Below are 19,776 nucleotides of genomic sequence, written 5' to 3'. Positions count from 1 at the left end.
TAAATGAAAACAGCAAGGGTATGTGAAGAAAAATCAGTGGCTCACATGTGACTGATGCTGTTTTATTGGCGAGCTAATCTCAGCTCTGGATAAATACTCTCGAAATTACTTCTAAATGGATTAATGTCTAATCCGCCGCGACGGGTATAACGTGCATACACAGTCAGTTTCTGCGGCTCACAATATTGCATGATGTCACTGAAAATACGTTCTACGCACTGTTCATGAAACTCATTATGCTGTCGAAAAGATATTAAATAACGTAATACGCTTTCTTGGTCAATTTTACGGCCGTGATACCGGATCAACACACTGCCCCAATCGGGTTGATTGGTGATCAAACAATTAGATTTGAGTAAGTGACTACATAATGTTTCTTGCACCTGCTCTTCTTCAACCTGCAAAATGGATGGCTTTAAGTCGTAGTTGTCGACACTAATATCTAAATCGTCGATGCACTGAGCTTCGAGGGTGCCAAGCTGTAAGCCAGGAAACGTTTCTCGCGCAAAAAGCTGCACGTTTACTGGCAAGCCTGCACAGGCAGAAAGATCCTTGCTGATCATCTTTTGTACATGAAGAATAGATTCGATTTTGCTTTGGTTGAAGCTATTTAAATAAAGTTTAAACGATTTAGACTCGATTAAATTGACTGACTCGCAAGGTACTTCACAGCGCAAAATAGCCACTTCTGGCTTACCTTTTAGGTTGAGCCACGACAATTCGTAGCCGTTCCATCGATCAACCCCTTTAAACGGCAATGTGTCACCTAAATTGAGTTCATCACGGTTTAGGCTGCGAGGAACGCCTTGCAATAAATCCGGACTGTAGTGTTCTTTATACTGTGTCGCTTTGCCTAATGTTAAGGAGCTTAAGATATCTGTAGGAAGTGATTTATCTTGCATGTAAGAGCCTCTAGCTGATGACAGGTTAACGATATATTACATTAGGTTATGCCTTATTTTACCAGAAGATGAATCCAATTTAATGCTACATTATCCCGTATTTGAAACGAAGTACGGACTCACAATATGACTTCAACAGTAAATCAATCATTAGATGATTTTATGGGACGTTTCGCAGCCTTTGTTAAGGAGCATGCTGAAGCAGGGGCCATTGAGTATGACGAGGATTGGCCATCCCTTTGTTACGCTACAGACGTGACCCCTGAATCAGGCACATCAATTCCTTGGAAACCGGTATTGCGTGAGCAAACATCTGAATTTAAAGACCTATCAGAGGCGTTAGAATTAACACTGCATCCCGATGTAGCGCAATTTTATTCTCGCTACTGGAGCGACAACATAGTGGCGCAGCACCCAAGTGGTAAGTTACAGATATTACAGGCGTGGAACGAAGAAGATTTCGAACGACTTCAGCAAAATATCGTAGGACACATACTCATGAAACGCCGATTACGCCAGCCCGAGACTATCTTTGTTGCACTGACAGATGAAGATGATTTTGTGTTAAGCGTGGACAACCAAACGGGGGCGGTGATGTTAGAGCAAGTTGGTTTACAGCCCAAAGAGCAAATATCCCCCGACTTAGCGACTTTTTTGGATGAAATTGACCCGACGACTGACTAATTATTTATACATTCGCTCGTAAACTTGCTAACTGCTGGGTCAAATGGAGCACCTGCTTTTCAAGCTTAGCCACTCTATCTTCTAGCGTGGCAGGCTCAGCACTTGTTGTGTTTGCTTCTTTATTAGACTCCACTAACTGATCGGGTTGCGCTTGCCAGCTTTGAATGCCTTTTATGGCATCAGGTACTGATAATTTTCCCACTGCGCGGCTGCGCACTAATCCTACACTTGGTTTTTTCCCCTCTTTAGCTAGCGTTTGGCACAGTGCCACGATTTGGGATAAAGGTTTTGTCATGAGTTTGGTCAATTCAGCGAAATTTTAGCGGTAACGACTATTTAACCTGAGCTAAGGTATTTTGTAAATTTAAAATAGTCTTTTAAATCAAATAGATAAATATTGGCGTTGTTTTTGTATATTCATCATCAAGTGAATATCACGACGCACATAAATTGTTATTGAATAAAACTAAAAACAGGAGTTGTTTATGAAGCCATTCATTCTGGCGGGTACATTGGGGTTATCATTATTATTGTCGGGCTGCGTGATATCTGTGGACGGTGATGGCCATGACGGTTATCAATCTGATTGGCAGAAAAAAGAAAGAAGCAATCGCAAAGAAGTGGCGCGACTTCAGCCGAACTTAAGTACGGGGGAGGTGATGGATCGTATGGGCGTTGCTGATTTTAGCGAGTTCGTAAAGAAAGGTGATGATCAATATCACGTTTTATATTATCGCACACAGCGCAAAGAGGACGATGGTGTAACGACAAAAGACGAATGCACGCCTTTGGTGATAAAAAATGATCAGCTTGTGGGGTGGGGGGATTCTGCTTTAAATATGTTGAATCAGTAGACATCAAACACATCATGCTCTCTATGAGCATGATGTAAATTATTGTACGAGCATGATATAAATTATAAGAATGATTTAACGCAATCGCGTGTTCAATTGGTCAATTAACTCTGCCCACTCCGCATCTTCTAGCAATGCATTTCGAATAAACTCCGCTTGCGTTTTTGACCAAAACTCTGCGTCTTCTATGTGCACACCTTGGCGCAACCCTTTATGTTCCTCAATGAAAGCCTCAACATCACCTTCCTGATCCCCTAAACCCAACTGCTGAAAGAGGTCACCCATCGTCGTGTGATAATTTTCCATTGAATACTCCTGATATTTTAATGGTTTATGTTTGACTTAATTGTCGTTTTACAAAATATTAACATGTATTATGGAAATGTAATGAGAATTAAAACCTCCTAGGAGAGAGCAGCATGCCATTATCTCAAACCGTTGTCGCCCCAGATATGGATAACATCAAAGCGATATATTTAGCCGCGGAAGATTTAAAGATTGCCGCGTCAATTTTATATCAGGCATATCATGATGATCCTTTGTTCATGGACATATTCCAACACAACAAAGAAGGATATGAGTCTCGGTTGCGTTCAGCCATCCGAGAAGAGCTCAATGCTTTTTGGCAAGCTAGGCAACCTATGATAGGGCTATTTGACGGTACTCGTTTACTCGCCGTGGCCTGTTTGATTGGGCCGGATGCTGAATTTGGGCCAAGCCGATTTTGGCACTGGCGTCTTAAAATGCTATTGACTGCTGGTTACTTTGGCACCAAGCAGATGGTAGATAAAGAGCAGAAGGTGCGAGAGCATATTCCGGCTCAGCGCTACCATATGTTGTCGTTTATAGGTGTGCACCCTGACTACCAACACTACGGCTTAGGGCATATTTTGATGAGTGCCATTGATAGTGTGATGAAAGAAGATGCTGCCAGTGAAGGGATTGGTGTATACGTCACCTTACCTAAATGTTTATCTTTTTTTGAAGATGGGCAATATAAAATGCTCGAAGCATTAGAAACAGGACATATCACAGGCCATTTAATGTTTTGTGAGCGCCAGTAATTGTCAATTTTTGTACTTTTTTTTACAAATTTGCCGAATAAAAGTGGAACTTCTGTAAACCAAGCCTAATTTAATTACCCGCCCCACCGTTTAGCGTTAGGATATAAACTCCACCCCTTGTAAGAGATTTCGTACAAGGGTGTAGGATAAAGTCATTTTAAACGCCAGTATTTCTCTGTGTTATATTTTTAACTTATTGAAATTTATGTAATTTAATCCAAAATTTAGACTTTAGGCTAAGAGGCGTCACACAAGTGTCACGGATCTATGTCGAAAATGTTTTTGTTTGTTATATAGTTTGTTTCGTCACAGGGAAACACGACGAGTCAGGAAGACACAAGGATGACCTAGGACAAGCTTAGGACGAGCAATACAGTTTAAAGGATAAACTGTTATAAGGATTATCAGGAAAGGCTCAGTATGAGCACCCCATTTGGAAATGGTAATAAGGAAAAGGACACACTCAGGACGAGTGCCCATTCTGGATGAATGGAAAGGATGTCAAGGATACTTCAGGACGAAGTCGCGCGACAGCGCTATGGACAAGGACCCGCTCAGGACGAGCGTTCATTCGGGATGAATGGAACAGGGATGAAATGGATGCTTCAGGACGAAGTTGCTCGACAGAGCTAAAGGATATGGACTAACTCAGGATGAGTTGCTTATAGGGATGTAAGCGCATTGGACGCAAACAGGATCGCTGTTGGGAAGACAGCATTCACCTAGGAAGGTGATAAAAGGAAAAGGACACACTTGGGATAAGTGCCGCATTCAGGATGAATGACAGAAGGACAAGACAAGGATGGTGTGACGTAGTTGTTGCGAAGGAGCGCACAGAGGGACCTTCAATTTTTATGTAAAGGCGTGGCTTGAAATGATTCAGGCCGCGCCTTTGCAGTTTCTGGGCTCAATAAAGAAGCCGTGTCTAACTCAGCTTACATTTACTTTTCTAAACGATTAATCTACTCGATACGCAGGAGTATCAACGTTTAGAATGTGCTTTCCGGCCATAGTAAGCGTGCCTTGATAACTGTTTTCACCATTACCTGAAAATTCAAATACGAAGCAACTTTGCCAATCGAGCTTTCCTCTGTAACTACCCAAGCGGGTTTTATGCCGTGCATTGCTGATTAGTTGCAAGCCATGCTTATCACAATACTGAGCGAGATATTGGTTAGCCTTTTCAGTAATGGCTCGCATGCGCCAAAACTGAAATACCACCAATAAGATCACCAGAAATAAGGTCAAATCAAACAAGTTCATTTTTGTTGTCCACTGAATAAATGGCCGATCATTTGCGTTACTGCTGGGGTTTTATCTTGCCATCTGATGACACCGAGCATAGTAGGGCGAATACTTGGGATCTGCACTAAGTCGCTGTATAAATCGGCGCACAGTTCGATATCAATGTCGGCAAGTTGACTAATATACTGGCGCAAGATTTTTTCGTTTTGTAAACAGCGCCAATGTCTTGCTGCAATCAACAACATGATCTCTGGCGTTTTACTGTGCTGCGAATCAAGTACGCGCTGGATAAAGGTGTTAACGACAGTATTAGCAACACTTTGGCTTAACGCGCGTAAGGTCCACTGGATCTGCAGAGGCTCATCAAAACGCTGGTGCGCATGGTCAATTAAACACTGGCTAGTGTCTTTATCTAAAGTGTAATTCTCAAGTGATGACATTAACGCTTGCTGCACTTGAGGGGCTACCTTAGTAATATTTTCAGTAATCAACAGCGCGCCTTCTTTACGGCGTACGCTCGCGGCAATATCGGCAATACCTTGCAATGCGACATTCTGCCAGTCGTGGGCTTGAGGCTGAGCTAAGTAACGCACAGCAGGTGAATAATACTCACTGGGCGGTAGCCGTAATACATTGCGGCTCATGCTATTAAAATCGGCCAATTGCTGTTGGTTTGGAAGGAACGTATACGGATTTTCTGGTAACCGCCCTTGGGCCGCTTTGTTGTGTTCTAACTGGGCGCCTAAAGCATCAGTGATTATTTGTAAAAAATGATTGCGCGTAGCACTGATAACTAAGCCTTTTTCATCCAAAGGAAGTTTTACAAACCAAATGTAATGCTCTCGACTCAATTGCCGACTAAAGAAAATAAGACCAAACCATGCGTGTTGCTGGCGAGGATAGGGGGCGGCTTCACTGGCGTTTTCTATGTTTAAAAAAGTCTGGCTATCAATGCTGCGAATAGTCCGACCCATATCAAATACATGGTATTCAGTTTGAGCGTGAAGAAGAAATTCACTGATGGAGCTGATTTGATTCATGTTTACCTATAAACTGCCGCGCATTACGCGGGAACAACTTAATTTTGAGATGATTAAATATGAGCGGAAGCATGCCATGTAGCGCCTCAGAAGTCCAAGTAGAGAAGCTGCTATCGCAATTGGCCGAGGCACTAAAAACAGCTGAACAGTGGACTCCTTCCCCGCCATCACAGTGGGCAATGCAAAGTGAATTGCCTTTTGCTTGTGATCGTATGGGATTTGCTCAGTGGCTGCAATTTATCTTTATTCCCAAGATGAATGAACTTCTACAAGAAGAAAAGCCACTGCCCACACGAATGGCACTTATGCCAATGGCACAAGAGTGGGCTAAAGAATACACGACAGGGCAGCCAACGCGGGAACCTGTACTTGACGTGTTAGCGCAAATTGACCTCGCGTTTTGTGGAGCGGAATAATGACATTAACTATTTTGTATCAAGACGAATACTTAGTCGCTATTCACAAACCCGCTGGTTTATTAGTACACAGAAGCATGATTGACCGTCACGAAACCCAGTTTGCGATGCAGATGCTCAGAGACCAAATCGGTCAGCATGTGTTTCCGGTTCATCGTTTAGATCGCCCAACCTCCGGAGTGCTAGTGTTTGCTTTATCTGCAGATATTGCGCGCCTGCTGGGGGAGCAATTTGCTGGTAATACAATTGCAAAAACGTACTTCGCCATTGTGCGCGGCCATGTAAAAGAAGCGGGTTTGATTGATTATGCCCTTAAAGAAAAGCTCGATAAAATAGCAGATAAGCGTGCTAAACAAGATAAAGACGCCCAAGAAGCACAAACAGAATACGTGCCGCTACAGCAATTCGAGTTGCCTTTTGCTGTCAGTCGTTATCCCTCGGCTCGATACACGCTCGTGCGGCTGCACCCAAAGACGGGTCGCAAACATCAATTGCGTAGGCACATGTGCCATATTAATCATCCCATCGTGGGTGATACCACTCATGGTGATGGAAAACACAATAAATTTATGCGTGATCAGTTTTCATTTAATGGTTTGGCATTGACCTGCCAACAAATGCGCATGACACATCCAGTAAGTAACGAAAAATTGGCGATAGTGAATGATTTCGATCAAAGGATGTCTACATTGATGGTGCAATGGGGCTGGGAATTACCATCGTTAGATAGGTTAGATCTGCTTTCAAATAGTCGGTAAACTAATTTTGTTTTAGCAAAGGAAGAGTAAAAAATGAGTAAAGTAGGTATTTTCGTTGGTTCAGTTTACGGTAACGCCCAACATGTTGCAGAGCAAGTACAAGAGCTGCTCACCAGTAAACAAGTGGTTAGCGAAATATATGACGACCCAAGCATTGATGATTTTAAACGCTGTGATGGGTACATTTTTGTTTCTTCCACTACGGGGCAGGGGGATATTCCGCCGAATCTCGAGTTTTTTGTTGCAGATTTAAAGGACATGTTCCCTTTGATGGATCAGAAGCCGTTTGCTGTCATTGGCTTAGGTGATAGTAGTTACTGTGATTCGTACTGCGGGGCGGGCGAGCAAATACAAGCGCTATTACTTGAGTTACAAGGCAAGCCAGTTGCAGATATGCTTAAGATTGATGCTTGTGAAACTCTTGAGCCTGAAAAAGAAGCGTTGGCTTTTATAGAGCCATTGGCCGCTGAATTTGCATAAAGTTGTGACGTAAGTTGCCCTAACTTAAGCCATTAAAAAGGCGAGATGTCATGTCGACACCTCGCCTTTTTTTGTGTGAAATACGATACTGCGTTGACTTCACTAATGTGATTGTACCGGTTCTTTAGGTGCTGGGCGCGTCTCAATATCGCTATTTGCCATAAAATAAGCAAGCAACGCATAAGCGGCCTGGTTTTGCGCTAATGCTTTTGGATCAATCTTGTCTAAGGTGTCATTCGCCGTGTGATGGTAGTCAAAATAATAGGTGCCATCTTGTAGCAAAGAAATCACGGGCACTCCGTGCTTGGGGAGCATTGACACATCAGGGCCGCCGCCAGCTTGGTTATGGCCTTGTTTAATGCCTATTTTGGCAAGGGCGGCAAATAAGGGGGTAGCCGCCTCAACAGCATCCGGCGCAAAAAGGGTATCCATTTGATAAATTTCCCCCGCGCCAAAGTCAGACTCTGCTGCAACGATAATATTGCCTAATTCCTCTTTGTGCTTCCGGGTATATTCATGCGCGCCAGTTAAGCCGAATTCTTCAGACGCATAGAGTACTACCCTGATCGTCCGTTTGGGTTGGCCAGTTAGGGTTTTTATCAAGGTAGCTGCGCCGGTAACAATCCCGACACCTGCGCCATCATCCAACGCACCTGTGCCTTCGTCCCATGAATCTAAGTGAGCACCTATCAGCACAACCTCTTCAGGAGACTCCGTACCGGTAAATTCCCCAATAACATTATAAGACGTCTGCCAGCCGTGTTCTTTAGCACGCATGTCCACTGCTAATGTCACATCATTACCTGCGTCGATCATAGCTTGTAAGTTGTCAGCGTCAGCGTTTGATAACGCGCCTGCGGGTATTTTCTGTACATCGTCGGAATATTGCATAACACCGGTATGCGCAAAACGCGAATTATCGGTACCGACGGAGCGAATAAGGACCGCTTTGGCGCCTAATTTTGCCGCCTCAATAGCACCTTGTGAGCGCCCAATAACGACAGGGCCGTAGCCTTTACCAGCGCGATCACGTTGCATGCGTTGATTAATGAAAACGATTTTTCCATCTACTTGCGCTGCGTCAGCTTGTTTTAATGAAGCCAAAGAGTCGAACATAGCCACTTCAGTGGTAAGGCCGCCTTCAGGAGTGGCCACTGATCCACCTAATGCGGTGATAAATAATTTCTGTTGATAAGGGGCGATGGTTTTTGCATCTGCAATACCGCGAGACCAATTTCTTACGCGAACAGGCTCTTTGTAGACGTTATCAAATCCCAGTTCTTTAAATTTACTTTCCGCCCATTCAACCGCGCGCTTATCACCTTCACTGCCCGCTATTCGTGGTCCAACTTCTACTGTGAGTGATTTCACTATTTCGTAAGCGGTATCGCTATTCATCGCTTTCGAACTTAGTTCAGCAAGTTGAGTAGTCGCTGTGTCCGTTGGTTCAGTTGATGCACAAGCACTGAGCAGCAAGGTGCCGGTTAGTGCAAGCGAACGATACAAATGTATGCTTCTCATGTGATTTCCTTAAATGAATATTATTGTTTATTTATATCAATCCCAGTAAAAATAATTAACCACTGAGCAATTATTTACTGGAATGGTATTAGCTCAATTTAATGCAAGTTTGGATGAATAACTTAATTTAACTTAATTTAATTCAAGTTACTTTAATCTGGCTCAAAAAGGAGAGGGGCAGTGAGAAACGTAAATTTTAGGCACAAAAAAAGCGCCTAAGCGCTTTTTTGACAATAAAAATTCTGAACTGATATTAAGCTAATGCTTTAATCTGTGCAGACAAACGGCTCTTATGACGAGCAGCTTTGTTTTTATGGATAAGACCTTTAGTTGCCATGCGGTCAATCAAAGGTGTAGCAGCTGCAAATGCAGCTTGAGCAGATGCTTTGTCGCCAGAAGCGATTGCAGCAAGTACTTTCTTCAAAGATGTACGTGTCATCGAACGACGGCTAGCGTTGTGCTGGCGGCGTCTTTCTGATTGTAGTGCACGTTTCTTAGCAGACTTAATGTTAGCCAAGTGGAACTCCCAAAAAATTCTAGTCAAAATTCAAGGGTGCGGATTGTGCCTATCAGACCTGTGTTTGTCAAATGCTTTTGCGTATTTATTGTGCAAAACTGCAGTTAATTCTCAGGGTATCGTAATGCTGGATTTGAATCGTGTTCACAAGCAGCTAAATGGGCGATGTTAATAGGCATTCGCACCTGCCAGATAGTAGTTTACCTGAGTTCCGTGATTGAGCGAAGAGGCAATGCACTAAGAAGTTAAATTAACGCCACATTCTTCACCTTATTCCCGCTCACCCCATACTCGTTCGCCTTATCAAGGGCGGCCAACTCGGTACACCGAGTGAGAGTGTGCTTATACCTGTAGGTGATTGTTTTTCAGATGAATGCTTCTAACTAAATTACCCTTGGCGCATAATAGGCACTGTGTTTAAGCGCAGTGTTATTCGGGTTATCTAATTTTTAAAGGAAGTCGTGTGTCGAATCGTTTGTTGAAATCCGGATTGATTGTCAGTTGTATGACGTTTTTATCACGAGTCTTGGGTTTGGTCAGAGATGTTGTGGTGGCGAATTTAATGGGGGCTGGGGCGGCAGCTGATGTGTTTTTCTTTGCCAATAAAATTCCCAATTTTCTTCGTCGTTTATTTGCTGAAGGCGCATTTGCTCAAGCGTTTATCCCTGTGCTGACAGAAGTTAGCAATGAAAATGACAAAGATGCCATGAAGCAATTTATTGCCAAAGTGTCCGGTACGCTTGGGGTAATAGTGACCGTAGTAACGTTTCTCGGCGTCATCGGTTCTCCGATGGTCACTGCGCTGTTTGGCGCAGGCTGGTTTATGGAGTATCTCAATGATGAGCCCCAAGGGGCGAAATTCGAGCTGGCAGCCTTGATGTTGAAGATCACGTTTCCTTATTTAATGTTTATTTCGTTAGCAGGCTTAACCGGCGCCATTTTAAATACCTTGAACCAATTTGCTGTGTCCGCATTCACCCCAGTGCTGTTAAATGTAGCCATTATTAGCTGTGCTATTTTTATGGCGGATACCTTTGAAGAGCCAGGTTTTGCATTAGCGTGGGGAGTATTTATTGGTGGCATAGTGCAATTCGCATTTCAGTTACCTTTCTTGTATCGAGCTGGATTACTGGTAAAACCGCAATGGGGATGGTCAGACCCACAAGTAACCAAAGTGCGTAAATTGATGATACCAGCCTTGTTCGGGGTATCGGTTGGCCAGCTTAATTTGTTGTTTGATACCTTTATCGCAAGCTTCTTAGTCACAGGCTCCATTAGTTGGCTTTACTACTCTGACCGCTTACTGGAATTTCCTTTAGGATTATTTGGTATTGCTATCGCTACTGTCATACTGCCGACCTTGTCGCGTAATCATGTGACAAACGATGCCAAGGCGTTTAGTGCCAACATCGACTGGGCGCTGCGGATGGTAAGTTTACTAGGAATTCCCGCTGCAGCTGGTTTAATGATCTTAGCGGAGCCTATGTTGATCGTATTGTTTAAACGCGGTGAATTTACTGCATTAGACGCCACTCTCGCCTCGTACAGCTTAATCGCCTATGCCACTGGATTACTTAGCTTTATGTTAATTAAGGTACTTGCTCCGGGATTTTTCTCTCGTCAAGATACTAAAACACCGGTGAAGTACGGTATTTGGTGCATGGCGTCGAATATGGTGTTTAACTTAATTTTCGCTATTCCATTCGGGTACCTCGGATTGGCGATAGCCACTAGTTTGTCAGCCACCATGAACGCGGGCTTGTTATACAGCAAGTTGCATCGTTTAGGAGTCTACAAACTCTCTGCGAGTACTCTGTTGTTCTTAACAAAAGTCTTAATTTCGACCTTAATCATGGCTGCTGGGCTTATCTATTACCGACCGACGATTGCTAATTGGCTGATGTGGGAGCCGATGATGCAAATGACACAATTGGCCGTCATGATAGCGGGAGCTGGGGCGGTGTTTTTATTGAGTGGATTTGCCCTCGGGATACGCCCAAAACAGTTACTATCAAAAGCAATTCACGTTAATTGAACGAACTGCGCTATAACGGGCTGTATCTCTGCGCGTAGTTCGCTATAATCCGTCGCTTTGATTTTAGCCAAACAGTATTAAACATGAGATACATGCTCGGGCACCTTACGTGCTTGGGGTAGTTAATAAGCTCATGTATTGGCTTGATGACGTACTTAATAGATGACGTACTTAATATAAGAGGAACGAAGTGGAATTAGTCCGCGGTTTACATAATCTTCGAGATAAACATCGAGGATGCGTACTGACAATTGGAAAGTTTGACGGCGTTCATCTGGGGCATCAAGCCGTGTTAAGTCAAGTCGTTGTGAAGGCAAGGGAACTGGGCTTGCCTGCTACCGTTATGGTGTTTGAACCTCAGCCTGAGGAATTATTTACACCGGATAACGCACCCGCGCGACTCAGTTTATTACGTGATAAATATGTACAACTTAAAGCACTAGGTGTAGACCGTTTACTGTGTTTGAAGTTTGATAAACGTTTTGCCTCTTTTACCGCAGAGCAGTTTGTTGAGCAGCTATTAGTTAAAGACTTAGGTGTGCAATTTTTAGTCGTGGGCGATGACTTTCGCTTTGGCAAAGGGCGAGTAGGTAATTTCGCTATGCTGCAAGTTGAAGGGCGAAAATGCGGTTTTAGTGTGGTGAGTACGCAAAGCTTTCGCTTAGAAGATTGCCGTATTAGCTCTACCGAAGTCCGCAATGCACTGAGTGAAAACAACTTTTCGCTTGCTGAAAAGATGCTTGGTAGACCGTTTACGATTTCGGGCAAGGTACTGCATGGTGATAAAAAAGGCCGCACGATTGGCTTTCCTACTGCCAACCTATTGCTGAAACGCTGTAATGCCCCCATTAATGGTGTGTTTGCGGTTCAAGTTGACATAGCAGGTAAGGTATATAGTGGCGTGGCGAACATTGGCACGCGCCCGACGGTAAATGGGCAACGTTCTCAGTTAGAAGTGCATATTTTTCATTTTACCGGCAACCTATATGGTCACTTTATTTCTGTGGCCATAAAAGCAAAATTACGCAACGAAATTAAGTTCGATTCGTTCGAACAGTTGCACCAACAAATACAACGTGACGCCGAGCAAGCAAAACAATTGCTTGGGGTTAACTGAAATTTAATGACGAACAACGACGATTTTGGATTTAGCAATCAATGAGTGACTACAAACATACTTTGAATTTGCCTGAGACTGAGTTCCCAATGCGTGGGAATCTTGCTCAGCGCGAGCCTAAAATGCTGCAAGACTGGACGAATAAAGCGCTGTATCACAAAATTCGCGCTGCTAAAAAAGGCAAAACGCCTTTTATCTTGCATGATGGCCCTCCGTACGCCAATGGTGATATTCACATTGGCCACGCAGTGAATAAAATTCTTAAAGATGTGATTGTTAAATCAAAAACCTTATCAGATTTTGATTCTCCTTACGTACCCGGTTGGGATTGCCACGGCTTGCCAATCGAACTCATGGTTGAGAAAAAAGTCGGAAAACCTGGTAAGAAAGTCACTGCAGCAGAGTTTAGACAAAAGTGCCGAGACTATGCCGAAAAGCAAATTAATGGGCAAAAAGCTGACTTTATTCGTTTAGGCGTGCTTGGCGAATGGGACAAGCCCTACAAAACAATGGACTTCAGCTCTGAAGCGAACATTATCCGCGAGTTGGGTAACGTTGTACGCTCTGGTCACCTTGAAAAGGGCTTTAAGCCTGTTCATTGGTGTACAGATTGTGGCTCTGCCTTGGCTGAAGCCGAAGTGGAATACCAAGACAAAGTGTCGCCGTCTATCGATGTGCGTTTCAATATTGCCGATGAAGCCAGTTTCACCAAACAATTTACCGCAACAGGTGAAGGTTTAGGTGAAGGCACAATTTCAGTGGTTATCTGGACCACCACGCCTTGGACGTTGCCTGCAAACCGCGCAGTTTCATTGCACCCAGAATTAGAATATAGCCTGGTTCAAGTACAATCAGAAAGTGGTAACGAGCGCTTAGTTGTGGCAACAGACCTACTTGATGAGTGCGTTAAACGTTTCGGCTTTGAGAATACTCACGTGTTGGGTACTGCCTTAGGCCAAGCCCTAGAAAACATGCAGGTACAGCATCCGTTTTACGACTTCACTGTGCCACTTATTTTAGGTGAGCACGTAACGACAGATTCAGGTACTGGCTGCGTACATACTGCGCCAGGTCATGGTGTGGAAGATTTCAACGTCGGTCGCCAATATAACCTTGAAGTTGCTAACCCCGTCGGTGCTAACGGTGTTTATCTTGAAAACACACCGATATTTGCCGGAGAGCATGTCTTTAAGGCGAATGAACATGTGGTTGAAGTATTAGCAGAGCGCGGCGCGCTAGTGCATCACGTTAAATACACCCATAGTTACCCACATTGTTGGCGTCATAAAACGCCGTTAATTTTCCGTGCGACACCTCAGTGGTTTATTAGCATGGACAAGAATGGCCTACGTGCAGCGTCCATTAAAGAAATTCATAAAACTCAGTGGATCCCTGAGTGGGGCGAAAGCCGCATCGAAAGCATGGTAGCGGGTCGCCCAGATTGGTGTATATCACGTCAGCGTACGTGGGGCGTTCCTATCGCGTTATTCGTGCACAAAGACACAGGTGATTTGCACCCAAATACCGACGCCTTAATTGAACAAGTGGCTCAACGTGTTGAAAGCGAAGGCATACAAGCGTGGTGGGATATTGACCCCCAAGAAATGCTAGGGGATGATGCAGATACGTTCGTTAAGGTATTAGACACATTAGACGTTTGGTTTGATTCAGGTGTGAGTCACTACTTTGTGGTCGATAAGCGTGATGATATTCCTGCGTCAGCTGACTTGTACTTAGAGGGCTCTGACCAGCACCGAGGTTGGTTTATGTCATCACTGATGACCTCTGTTGCTACTAAAGGCCATGCACCTTATAAGCAGGTGCTTACTCACGGTTTTACTGTTGATGGTAAAGGTAAAAAGATGTCAAAGTCTTTGGGTAACACGGTTGCTCCTCAACAAGTTACCAATAAACTGGGTGCAGATATACTGCGCTTGTGGGTGGCATCAACTGATTATCGCAGTGAAATAGCGGTGTCAGATGAAATCCTTAAACGTTCGGCTGATGCCTATCGCCGTATTCGTAATACCTCACGCTTCTTGCTTGCTAATTTAACCGGTTTTAACCCAAAAACTGATTTGGTTCCGTTTGAAGAAATGGTGGAATTGGACAAGTGGGCCGTAAGCCGTGCCCACACCATGCAACGCGAGATCGTGAAAGCCTATGAAGCTTATGATTTGCTGGTGGTAACACAGAAATTGATGCAGTTCTGTTCGATTGAAATGGGTAGTTTCTATCTGGATATCATCAAAGATCGTCAGTACACCGCGAAGAGTGACAGCCACGCACGTCGCTCATGCCAGTCAGCTTTGTATCATATTGTTGAAGCGCTCGTGCGCTGGATGGCACCGATCACTAGCTTTACTGCTCAGGAAATCTGGCAAGAAATGCCATGGCAAGAAGACGAATTCGTTTTCACCGGTACATGGTATAAAGGGTTGACTGCTCAAGCGGACAATACCGAATTTAACGATGCATTCTGGCAGCAGGTGTTAGCGGTTAAAGATGAAGTTAATCGTACAATTGAGCTGGCTCGTAAAGAAGGCACTATTGGTGGCTCTTTAGAAGCAGAGGTGAAAATTTACGCTACCGCAGAGCTTGCTGAGTTGCTTAGCAAATTACAAGATGAAGCGCGCTTTGTGTTTATTACCTCGTCTGCAACAGTGGAAGCCGTTGGGAGCAAGCCTGCTGATGCCACAGAAACCGAAGTGCCTGGATTGTGGTTACATATCAGCGCATCAGAAGGCAAAAAATGTGCTCGTTGCTGGCATCACCGTGAAGATGTGGGTACAAATGAGTCGCATCCTGAGTTGTGTCAGCGCTGTGTCACTAACGTTGATGGCGAAGGTGAAACGCGCGCCTATGCTTAATTTATTTAGACAAAGCGGTCTGCGCTTTTTGTGGTTAGCCGTGGTGGTGTTTGTCATCGATCAGGTTACTAAGCACTGGATCGTGGCGAATTTAGAGCCGTACCAAGCGATTCAGTACACCTCTTTTTTTAACTTAACTCACGTGTACAACTACGGGGCAGCATTTAGCTTTTTAAGTGATGCTGGTGGTTGGCAACGTTGGTTATTCACAGGTATTGCTATCGCCGTATGTGGTTTAGTCACCTGGTGGTTAAAAGAAACCACCCGCCAACAGGTTATGTTGCCTGTGGCGTTTTGTTTGATAATTGGTGGCGCGCTCGGCAATGTGTTTGACCGTTTATTACACGGTTTTGTTATCGATTTCTTAGTGCTTTATTACCAAGATTGGTATTGGCCTGCGTTTAACGTAGCTGATAGCGCAATCTGCTTAGGCGCGTTTTTATTGGTCATCGATATGTTTAAAAATAAGGACAATGTAAATGAGTGATTCATCTGTAGTCATAACAGACAACAGTGAAGTGGTATTGCACTTTGACTTGAAATTATCTGATGGCTCAGCGGCGGACAGCACCCGAGTCAATAATAAGCCTGCTAAGCTTGTTATTGGCGATGGTAATTTGACCCCAGGCTTCGAAGCCTGTCTTTTGGGATTAAGCGCAGGCGATAAAAAGTCATTTACCCTTGAGCCTCAAGACGCGTTCGGTTTTCCAAACCCAGACAATATCTACCATCTTGATCGCAACAAATTCAGTGGCGAAACGCCAGCAGAAGAAGGCATGATCATGACCTTTTCTCAACCTGATGGCAGTGAGCTACCTGGCATTGTGCGCTCAGTCGCGGGGGCGTCAGTCACGGTTGATTTTAATCATCCTTTGGCTGGGCAAACGATTACCTTTGATGTCGAAATTATTTCAGTAGCGTAACTTACGCCACTGAGCTCAAAGCAAGAGTTAACACTAGGAAACATTATGCAAATTCATTTGGCTAACCCACGAGGCTTCTGCGCCGGTGTTGACCGAGCCATCACCATCGTTGAACGCGCGTTAGAAATTTTCTCACCGCCTATTTACGTGCGCCACGAAGTGGTACATAACAAATTCGTGGTGGATGGTCTTAAAGAGCGCGGGGCGGTCTTTGTTGATGAGCTGGTGGAAGTACCTGATGACAGCATAGTGATTTTCTCGGCCCACGGTGTGTCCCAAGCTGTGCGCAACGAAGCGAGTTCTCGTGGCTTGAAAGTGTTTGATGCAACTTGTCCACTTGTCACTAAAGTGCATATGGAAGTGATGCGCGCTAGCTCAAAAGGCACAGAGTGTGTACTTATTGGCCATCAGGGCCACCCCGAAGTGGAAGGCACCATGGGCCAGTACGACAATCAAGACGGCGGTATTTACTTGGTTGAGTCGGTCGATGACGTTGCTCGCCTCGAGGTAAAAAACCCATCCGCGTTGTACTACTGTAGTCAAACCACTTTATCTGTGGATGATACCGCTGACGTGATTGACGCGTTGCGCGCTAAGTTCCCGGCAATTGAAGGGCCACGTAAAGACGATATTTGTTACGCCACGCAAAATCGCCAAGATTCGGTACGCGAATTGTCAGCGGATTGCGATATATTGCTAGTGGTCGGCGCACAAAATAGCTCTAACTCAAATCGCTTACGAGAGTTAGCTGAAAAGATTGGGGCAAAAGCGCATTTGATAGCAGATGCTAATTGTATTCAAAAAGAATGGTTAGCGAACGCTAAACATATTGGTGTGACCGCAGGTGCATCGGCTCCAGAAGTATTAGTACAAGGTGTGGTCGACAGGTTAAAAGAATGGGGGGCAAGCAGTGCTACTGAGCGCCCTGGTCGCCTCGAAAACATCGAGTTTGCAGTGCCTAAAGAGTTACGAGTAAAACAAGTAAGCTAGATGCGCTGGGTTTGGTCGTATCCAAGATGTCAGCGCGTTAGAAAAACAAGTCGCTAAAAGAGCTTTTATTTCTCTCTAGCGACTTTTTTATATCTGCTGTCTCATTCTGAAATAGGTTAGTCATAAGCCTACACATCAATTATACCTATGGTCTAAAGTCGATAACTAACGTAGCGCGTTAGTGCGCTAAGCTTCAATATCATTATTACGCCTGTGGTTATCCGTTATTAAAGGTTCAAGTTTCATCGCCAAGCACACTCTGCACCCAGCTTCATTACTTACTATGAAGGGGGTCGGTATGGTTGAAATCCTAGTGACGTTATTTATTTTAACGGTGGGGTTGTTAGGTGTGGCATCGTTACAGTTCGTTAGTGCTTTTTCTAACGCAGATGCACTTCATCGCAGCCAAGCCGTATTAGTTGCTCAGCAATTCAGCGAGCGTTTGCGCGCTGCTGCTGCCCCTTCTGGTGAAGGGCTGACGGTAGATAATCAATATTTCGTGAATAATGCCTATAATTTTGCCAGCCTGTCTTGCGATTCATCTGCTTTACCTTATGAGTGCTTTTGCTTGGCGTTGCCAGCGAGTATTCCAAATTGCCTACAAAACCAATGTACAAGCCCGCAATTCGCCCAGTTTGATGCATACGAAATGTCCTGCGCGGTTACATCTGCTGCGCCAAGCTTATCGATTTCATTAACCTGTGATGACAACAATACATTAGATGCACATAGCTGCAGCGCGGGCTCCCGTCATCAGATTATGATCGCTTGGCCGGTAGAGAGCTGGCAAAACCAAGAGCGTATTTTAAACACTGAGTGCAACCTCAATCGAAGTGATGCTCATGATTGTGTCACGCTGGATTTAACGCTGTGAGGACTAAAAATGTTCTTTATGGCAAAACTCAAACGGGCTTTAGCCTAATAGAGTTAATGATTGCTTTAGCATTAGGCTTGATTATCTCTGGTGCCATTATTCAAGTCATGGTGAGTTTGCGGGTGACGCAAGGCGTGAATCAAGCCGTGACGTCAGTTCAAGAGAATGGCCGATTTGTGATTAGTCGTCTGCGCACAGAAATGCTCATGGCTGGGCGTTCAGATCTGCTCGCCGCAAGCCTTAACACAGCGGTAGATGTGATAGAAGAAGCTAGCTTTGTACAAAATCATCCCGTTATTTTGCCAGGCGATTTTGTTGCTATGCCTGCGCTTGGCGCAACCGATGGAATTGCAGGGGCAAATGATCAGGTGGTTATTGGTTTGCAAGGGAGTATTGACTGTCGTGGTAATCGTTTGGGCTATGCGGACGGGGAAGAATTCTTCGTAGTGAATCATTATTTTGTGCAGAACAATACGTTACGTTGCCGAGGCTTTGATGGGCGGGTGTTAAGGGCAATGCTGGCGAACAATGATGAGGTTGATAACAGCGCTGAAATCATTCTTGATGATGTGTTCAGCTTTCAAGCGCTTTATGGGATCACGAATACTATTTTGTCAGGGGATAGCTCGGGGCGTCCTATACGTTATGTTACAGCGGGGGAGCTCCCATTAGTATTAGCGAGCGGCAGTCAGGTGGTGGCACTGCGCTTAGGCGTGCTTTTGCGGGGGGAGGGTGAAGTGAAGGTCAGCGCTCAAAAAGCGTTTAAATTACTCAATGAAGCGCCCACCACACAAAGTGGTACTGGTTTATTTAAACCCTTTGAAACCACGGTCACGCTGCGTAATGTCAAAAATTACATGCGCAGTAGAAAGCTATGAAACAGACACTTTGTGGTGGCAATTTGGCGCGAGGACATAAGCAGAAAGGCTTAGTGATGGTCTTCGCATTGCTGGTACTGGTGAGCTTAACCGTACTGGGAATTGCGTCTGTCTCGAGCGGGTTATTGCAAAATAAAATGGCGGTATCGCTACAAACGCAAACACTTGCGTTTGATGCCGCAGAGGCGGCAATTGCGGGTGTGGTGTTTGAATCCGAAGACAGCGCGGTTATCAGTGATGTGAACATGATAGACCCATTAACCCAAGCACGACAAAACACGGCGCTGGACATACATAATGAGGCACTTCGCTGCCAAGATCCTGACACGTGGACTAACAGGCAGGTTACCAGTGCTGGGCTTTCTAAGGGAGCTTTGCATCAAGCACAGGGGCACTATGACACTAGCCCTGCTATTGACAGTTGGTCCCGTACGGCCTACGTGCGAGAGCAGGCTTGTTTGGGCTCGAGTAACGTTATCAGTGGCAGTCATATTACTTGTCATGTGTTTATTATTAAGGGGTGCGGCCAAATGCAAGGGAGTCGTTCGATTGTTGCCAATAGTTTAACAGCTGCTGTACTGGCGCCAGCGTCACAATGACCGGAGGTA

22 protein-coding genes are annotated in these 19,776 nt (G+C 44.7%); 15 read left to right on the top strand and 7 right to left on the bottom strand.

Annotated elements, in window-relative coordinates:
- Positions 1–62: 62 nt before the first annotated feature.
- On the bottom strand, positions 63–902 hold the full coding sequence (gene queF / locus AC0L6N_RS14210) for an NADPH-dependent 7-cyano-7-deazaguanine reductase QueF (protein ID WP_473475349.1): 840 nt from the start codon (positions 900–902) through the stop codon (positions 63–65).
- A gap of 126 nt (positions 903–1,028) precedes the next feature.
- Between queF and syd the strand changes: the two genes are divergently transcribed.
- On the top strand, positions 1,029–1,586 hold the full coding sequence (syd, locus tag AC0L6N_RS14205; RefSeq protein WP_473475347.1) for a SecY-interacting protein: 558 nt from the start codon (positions 1,029–1,031) through the stop codon (positions 1,584–1,586).
- 4 nt (positions 1,587–1,590) lie between these two features.
- On the opposite strand, the gene AC0L6N_RS14200 is transcribed toward syd, so the two are convergent.
- Positions 1,591–1,881 (bottom strand): hypothetical protein, encoded by a 291-nt coding sequence (locus AC0L6N_RS14200; protein ID WP_473475345.1) that lies wholly within the window; start codon positions 1,879–1,881, stop codon positions 1,591–1,593.
- Between the two features lie 190 nt (positions 1,882–2,071).
- Between AC0L6N_RS14200 and AC0L6N_RS14195 the strand changes: the two genes are divergently transcribed.
- A complete protein-coding gene (locus tag AC0L6N_RS14195; RefSeq protein ID WP_473475343.1) occupies positions 2,072–2,440 on the top strand; it encodes a DUF3192 domain-containing protein in 369 nt (122 codons plus the stop codon).
- Positions 2,441–2,515: 75 nt separating this feature from the next.
- On the opposite strand, the gene AC0L6N_RS14190 is transcribed toward AC0L6N_RS14195, so the two are convergent.
- The gene (locus tag AC0L6N_RS14190) at positions 2,516–2,746 is read right to left on the bottom strand and encodes a DUF2789 family protein (protein ID WP_011575925.1); all 231 of its coding nucleotides are present in this window, start codon (positions 2,744–2,746) and stop codon (positions 2,516–2,518) included.
- Positions 2,747–2,859: 113 nt separating this feature from the next.
- On the opposite strand from AC0L6N_RS14190, the gene AC0L6N_RS14185 reads away from it, so the two are divergent.
- On the top strand, positions 2,860–3,504 hold the full coding sequence (locus tag AC0L6N_RS14185) for a GNAT family N-acetyltransferase (RefSeq protein WP_011575924.1): 645 nt from the start codon (positions 2,860–2,862) through the stop codon (positions 3,502–3,504).
- Positions 3,505–4,461: 957 nt separating this feature from the next.
- Here the strand turns inward: AC0L6N_RS14185 and AC0L6N_RS14180 are convergent.
- Positions 4,462–4,767 carry a DUF3301 domain-containing protein gene (locus tag AC0L6N_RS14180; protein ID WP_011575923.1) on the bottom strand — a complete coding sequence of 102 codons (306 nt, stop codon included), beginning with the start codon at positions 4,765–4,767 and terminating at the stop codon, positions 4,462–4,464.
- Entirely contained in the window at positions 4,764–5,789 is a 1,026-nt protein-coding gene (locus AC0L6N_RS14175; protein ID WP_473475341.1) for a DUF3549 family protein, read from the bottom strand. Before AC0L6N_RS14175 ends, AC0L6N_RS14180 begins: the two co-directional genes overlap by 4 nt.
- 71 nt (positions 5,790–5,860) lie before the next feature.
- Between AC0L6N_RS14175 and AC0L6N_RS14170 the strand changes: the two genes are divergently transcribed.
- From AC0L6N_RS14170 to AC0L6N_RS14160, 3 genes are read left to right on the top strand one after another with little or no spacing between them, the layout of a single operon-like run.
- On the top strand, positions 5,861–6,205 hold the full coding sequence (locus tag AC0L6N_RS14170; RefSeq protein WP_473475339.1) for a YqcC family protein: 345 nt from the start codon (positions 5,861–5,863) through the stop codon (positions 6,203–6,205).
- On the top strand, positions 6,205–6,963 hold the full coding sequence (truC, locus tag AC0L6N_RS14165) for a tRNA pseudouridine(65) synthase TruC (protein WP_473475338.1): 759 nt from the start codon (positions 6,205–6,207) through the stop codon (positions 6,961–6,963). Before AC0L6N_RS14170 ends, truC begins: the two co-directional genes overlap by 1 nt.
- Before the next feature lie 33 nt (positions 6,964–6,996).
- Entirely contained in the window at positions 6,997–7,443 is a 447-nt protein-coding gene (locus AC0L6N_RS14160) for a flavodoxin domain-containing protein (RefSeq protein WP_006993168.1), read from the top strand.
- Between the two features lie 102 nt (positions 7,444–7,545).
- Here the strand turns inward: AC0L6N_RS14160 and AC0L6N_RS14155 are convergent, their stop codons facing one another.
- Both AC0L6N_RS14155 and rpsT read right to left on the bottom strand, forming a co-directional pair.
- Positions 7,546–8,964, bottom strand: coding sequence for a M28 family peptidase (locus tag AC0L6N_RS14155; RefSeq protein ID WP_473475337.1), 1,419 nt, complete (start codon positions 8,962–8,964; stop codon positions 7,546–7,548).
- 253 nt (positions 8,965–9,217) lie between these two features.
- Entirely contained in the window at positions 9,218–9,481 is a 264-nt protein-coding gene (rpsT, locus tag AC0L6N_RS14150) for a 30S ribosomal protein S20 (protein WP_006993166.1), read from the bottom strand.
- A gap of 463 nt (positions 9,482–9,944) precedes the next feature.
- Between rpsT and murJ the strand changes: the two genes are divergently transcribed.
- The 9 genes from murJ to AC0L6N_RS14105 all read left to right on the top strand — a co-directional run bounded on the left by murJ (position 9,945) and on the right by AC0L6N_RS14105 (position 19,767).
- Positions 9,945–11,516 carry a murein biosynthesis integral membrane protein MurJ gene (gene murJ / locus AC0L6N_RS14145; RefSeq protein ID WP_473475335.1) on the top strand — a complete coding sequence of 524 codons (1,572 nt, stop codon included), beginning with the start codon at positions 9,945–9,947 and terminating at the stop codon, positions 11,514–11,516.
- Between the two features lie 190 nt (positions 11,517–11,706).
- Positions 11,707–12,633 (top strand): bifunctional riboflavin kinase/FAD synthetase, encoded by a 927-nt coding sequence (gene ribF / locus AC0L6N_RS14140; RefSeq protein WP_039987407.1) that lies wholly within the window; start codon positions 11,707–11,709, stop codon positions 12,631–12,633.
- Between the two features lie 41 nt (positions 12,634–12,674).
- On the top strand, positions 12,675–15,503 hold the full coding sequence (gene ileS, locus AC0L6N_RS14135) for an isoleucine--tRNA ligase (protein ID WP_473475333.1): 2,829 nt from the start codon (positions 12,675–12,677) through the stop codon (positions 15,501–15,503).
- Complete coding sequence (gene lspA / locus AC0L6N_RS14130) at positions 15,496–15,990, top strand: signal peptidase II (protein WP_006993162.1); 495 nt, start codon at positions 15,496–15,498, stop codon at positions 15,988–15,990. Before ileS ends, lspA begins: the two co-directional genes overlap by 8 nt.
- A complete protein-coding gene (gene fkpB, locus AC0L6N_RS14125; RefSeq protein WP_006993161.1) occupies positions 15,983–16,426 on the top strand; it encodes an FKBP-type peptidyl-prolyl cis-trans isomerase in 444 nt (147 codons plus the stop codon). Before lspA ends, fkpB begins: the two co-directional genes overlap by 8 nt.
- Positions 16,427–16,471: 45 nt before the next feature.
- Positions 16,472–17,416: a 4-hydroxy-3-methylbut-2-enyl diphosphate reductase gene (ispH, locus tag AC0L6N_RS14120; protein WP_011575914.1), complete on the top strand. Its 945-nt coding sequence runs from the start codon at positions 16,472–16,474 to the stop codon at positions 17,414–17,416.
- Between the two features lie 298 nt (positions 17,417–17,714).
- Positions 17,715–18,290 carry a pilus assembly protein PilV gene (locus tag AC0L6N_RS14115; RefSeq protein ID WP_473475331.1) on the top strand — a complete coding sequence of 192 codons (576 nt, stop codon included), beginning with the start codon at positions 17,715–17,717 and terminating at the stop codon, positions 18,288–18,290.
- On the top strand, positions 18,287–19,168 hold the full coding sequence (locus AC0L6N_RS14110) for a PilW family protein (RefSeq protein WP_473475329.1): 882 nt from the start codon (positions 18,287–18,289) through the stop codon (positions 19,166–19,168). Before AC0L6N_RS14115 ends, AC0L6N_RS14110 begins: the two co-directional genes overlap by 4 nt.
- Positions 19,165–19,767, top strand: coding sequence for a PilX N-terminal domain-containing pilus assembly protein (locus AC0L6N_RS14105; RefSeq protein ID WP_473475327.1), 603 nt, complete (start codon positions 19,165–19,167; stop codon positions 19,765–19,767). Before AC0L6N_RS14110 ends, AC0L6N_RS14105 begins: the two co-directional genes overlap by 4 nt.
- Positions 19,768–19,776 lie beyond the last annotated feature (9 nt).

Source organism: Paraglaciecola sp. G1-13 (assembly GCF_055809255.1).
Note: the sequence above shows the minus strand (reverse complement) of the source record. Positions and strands in the feature narration are given on the sequence as shown.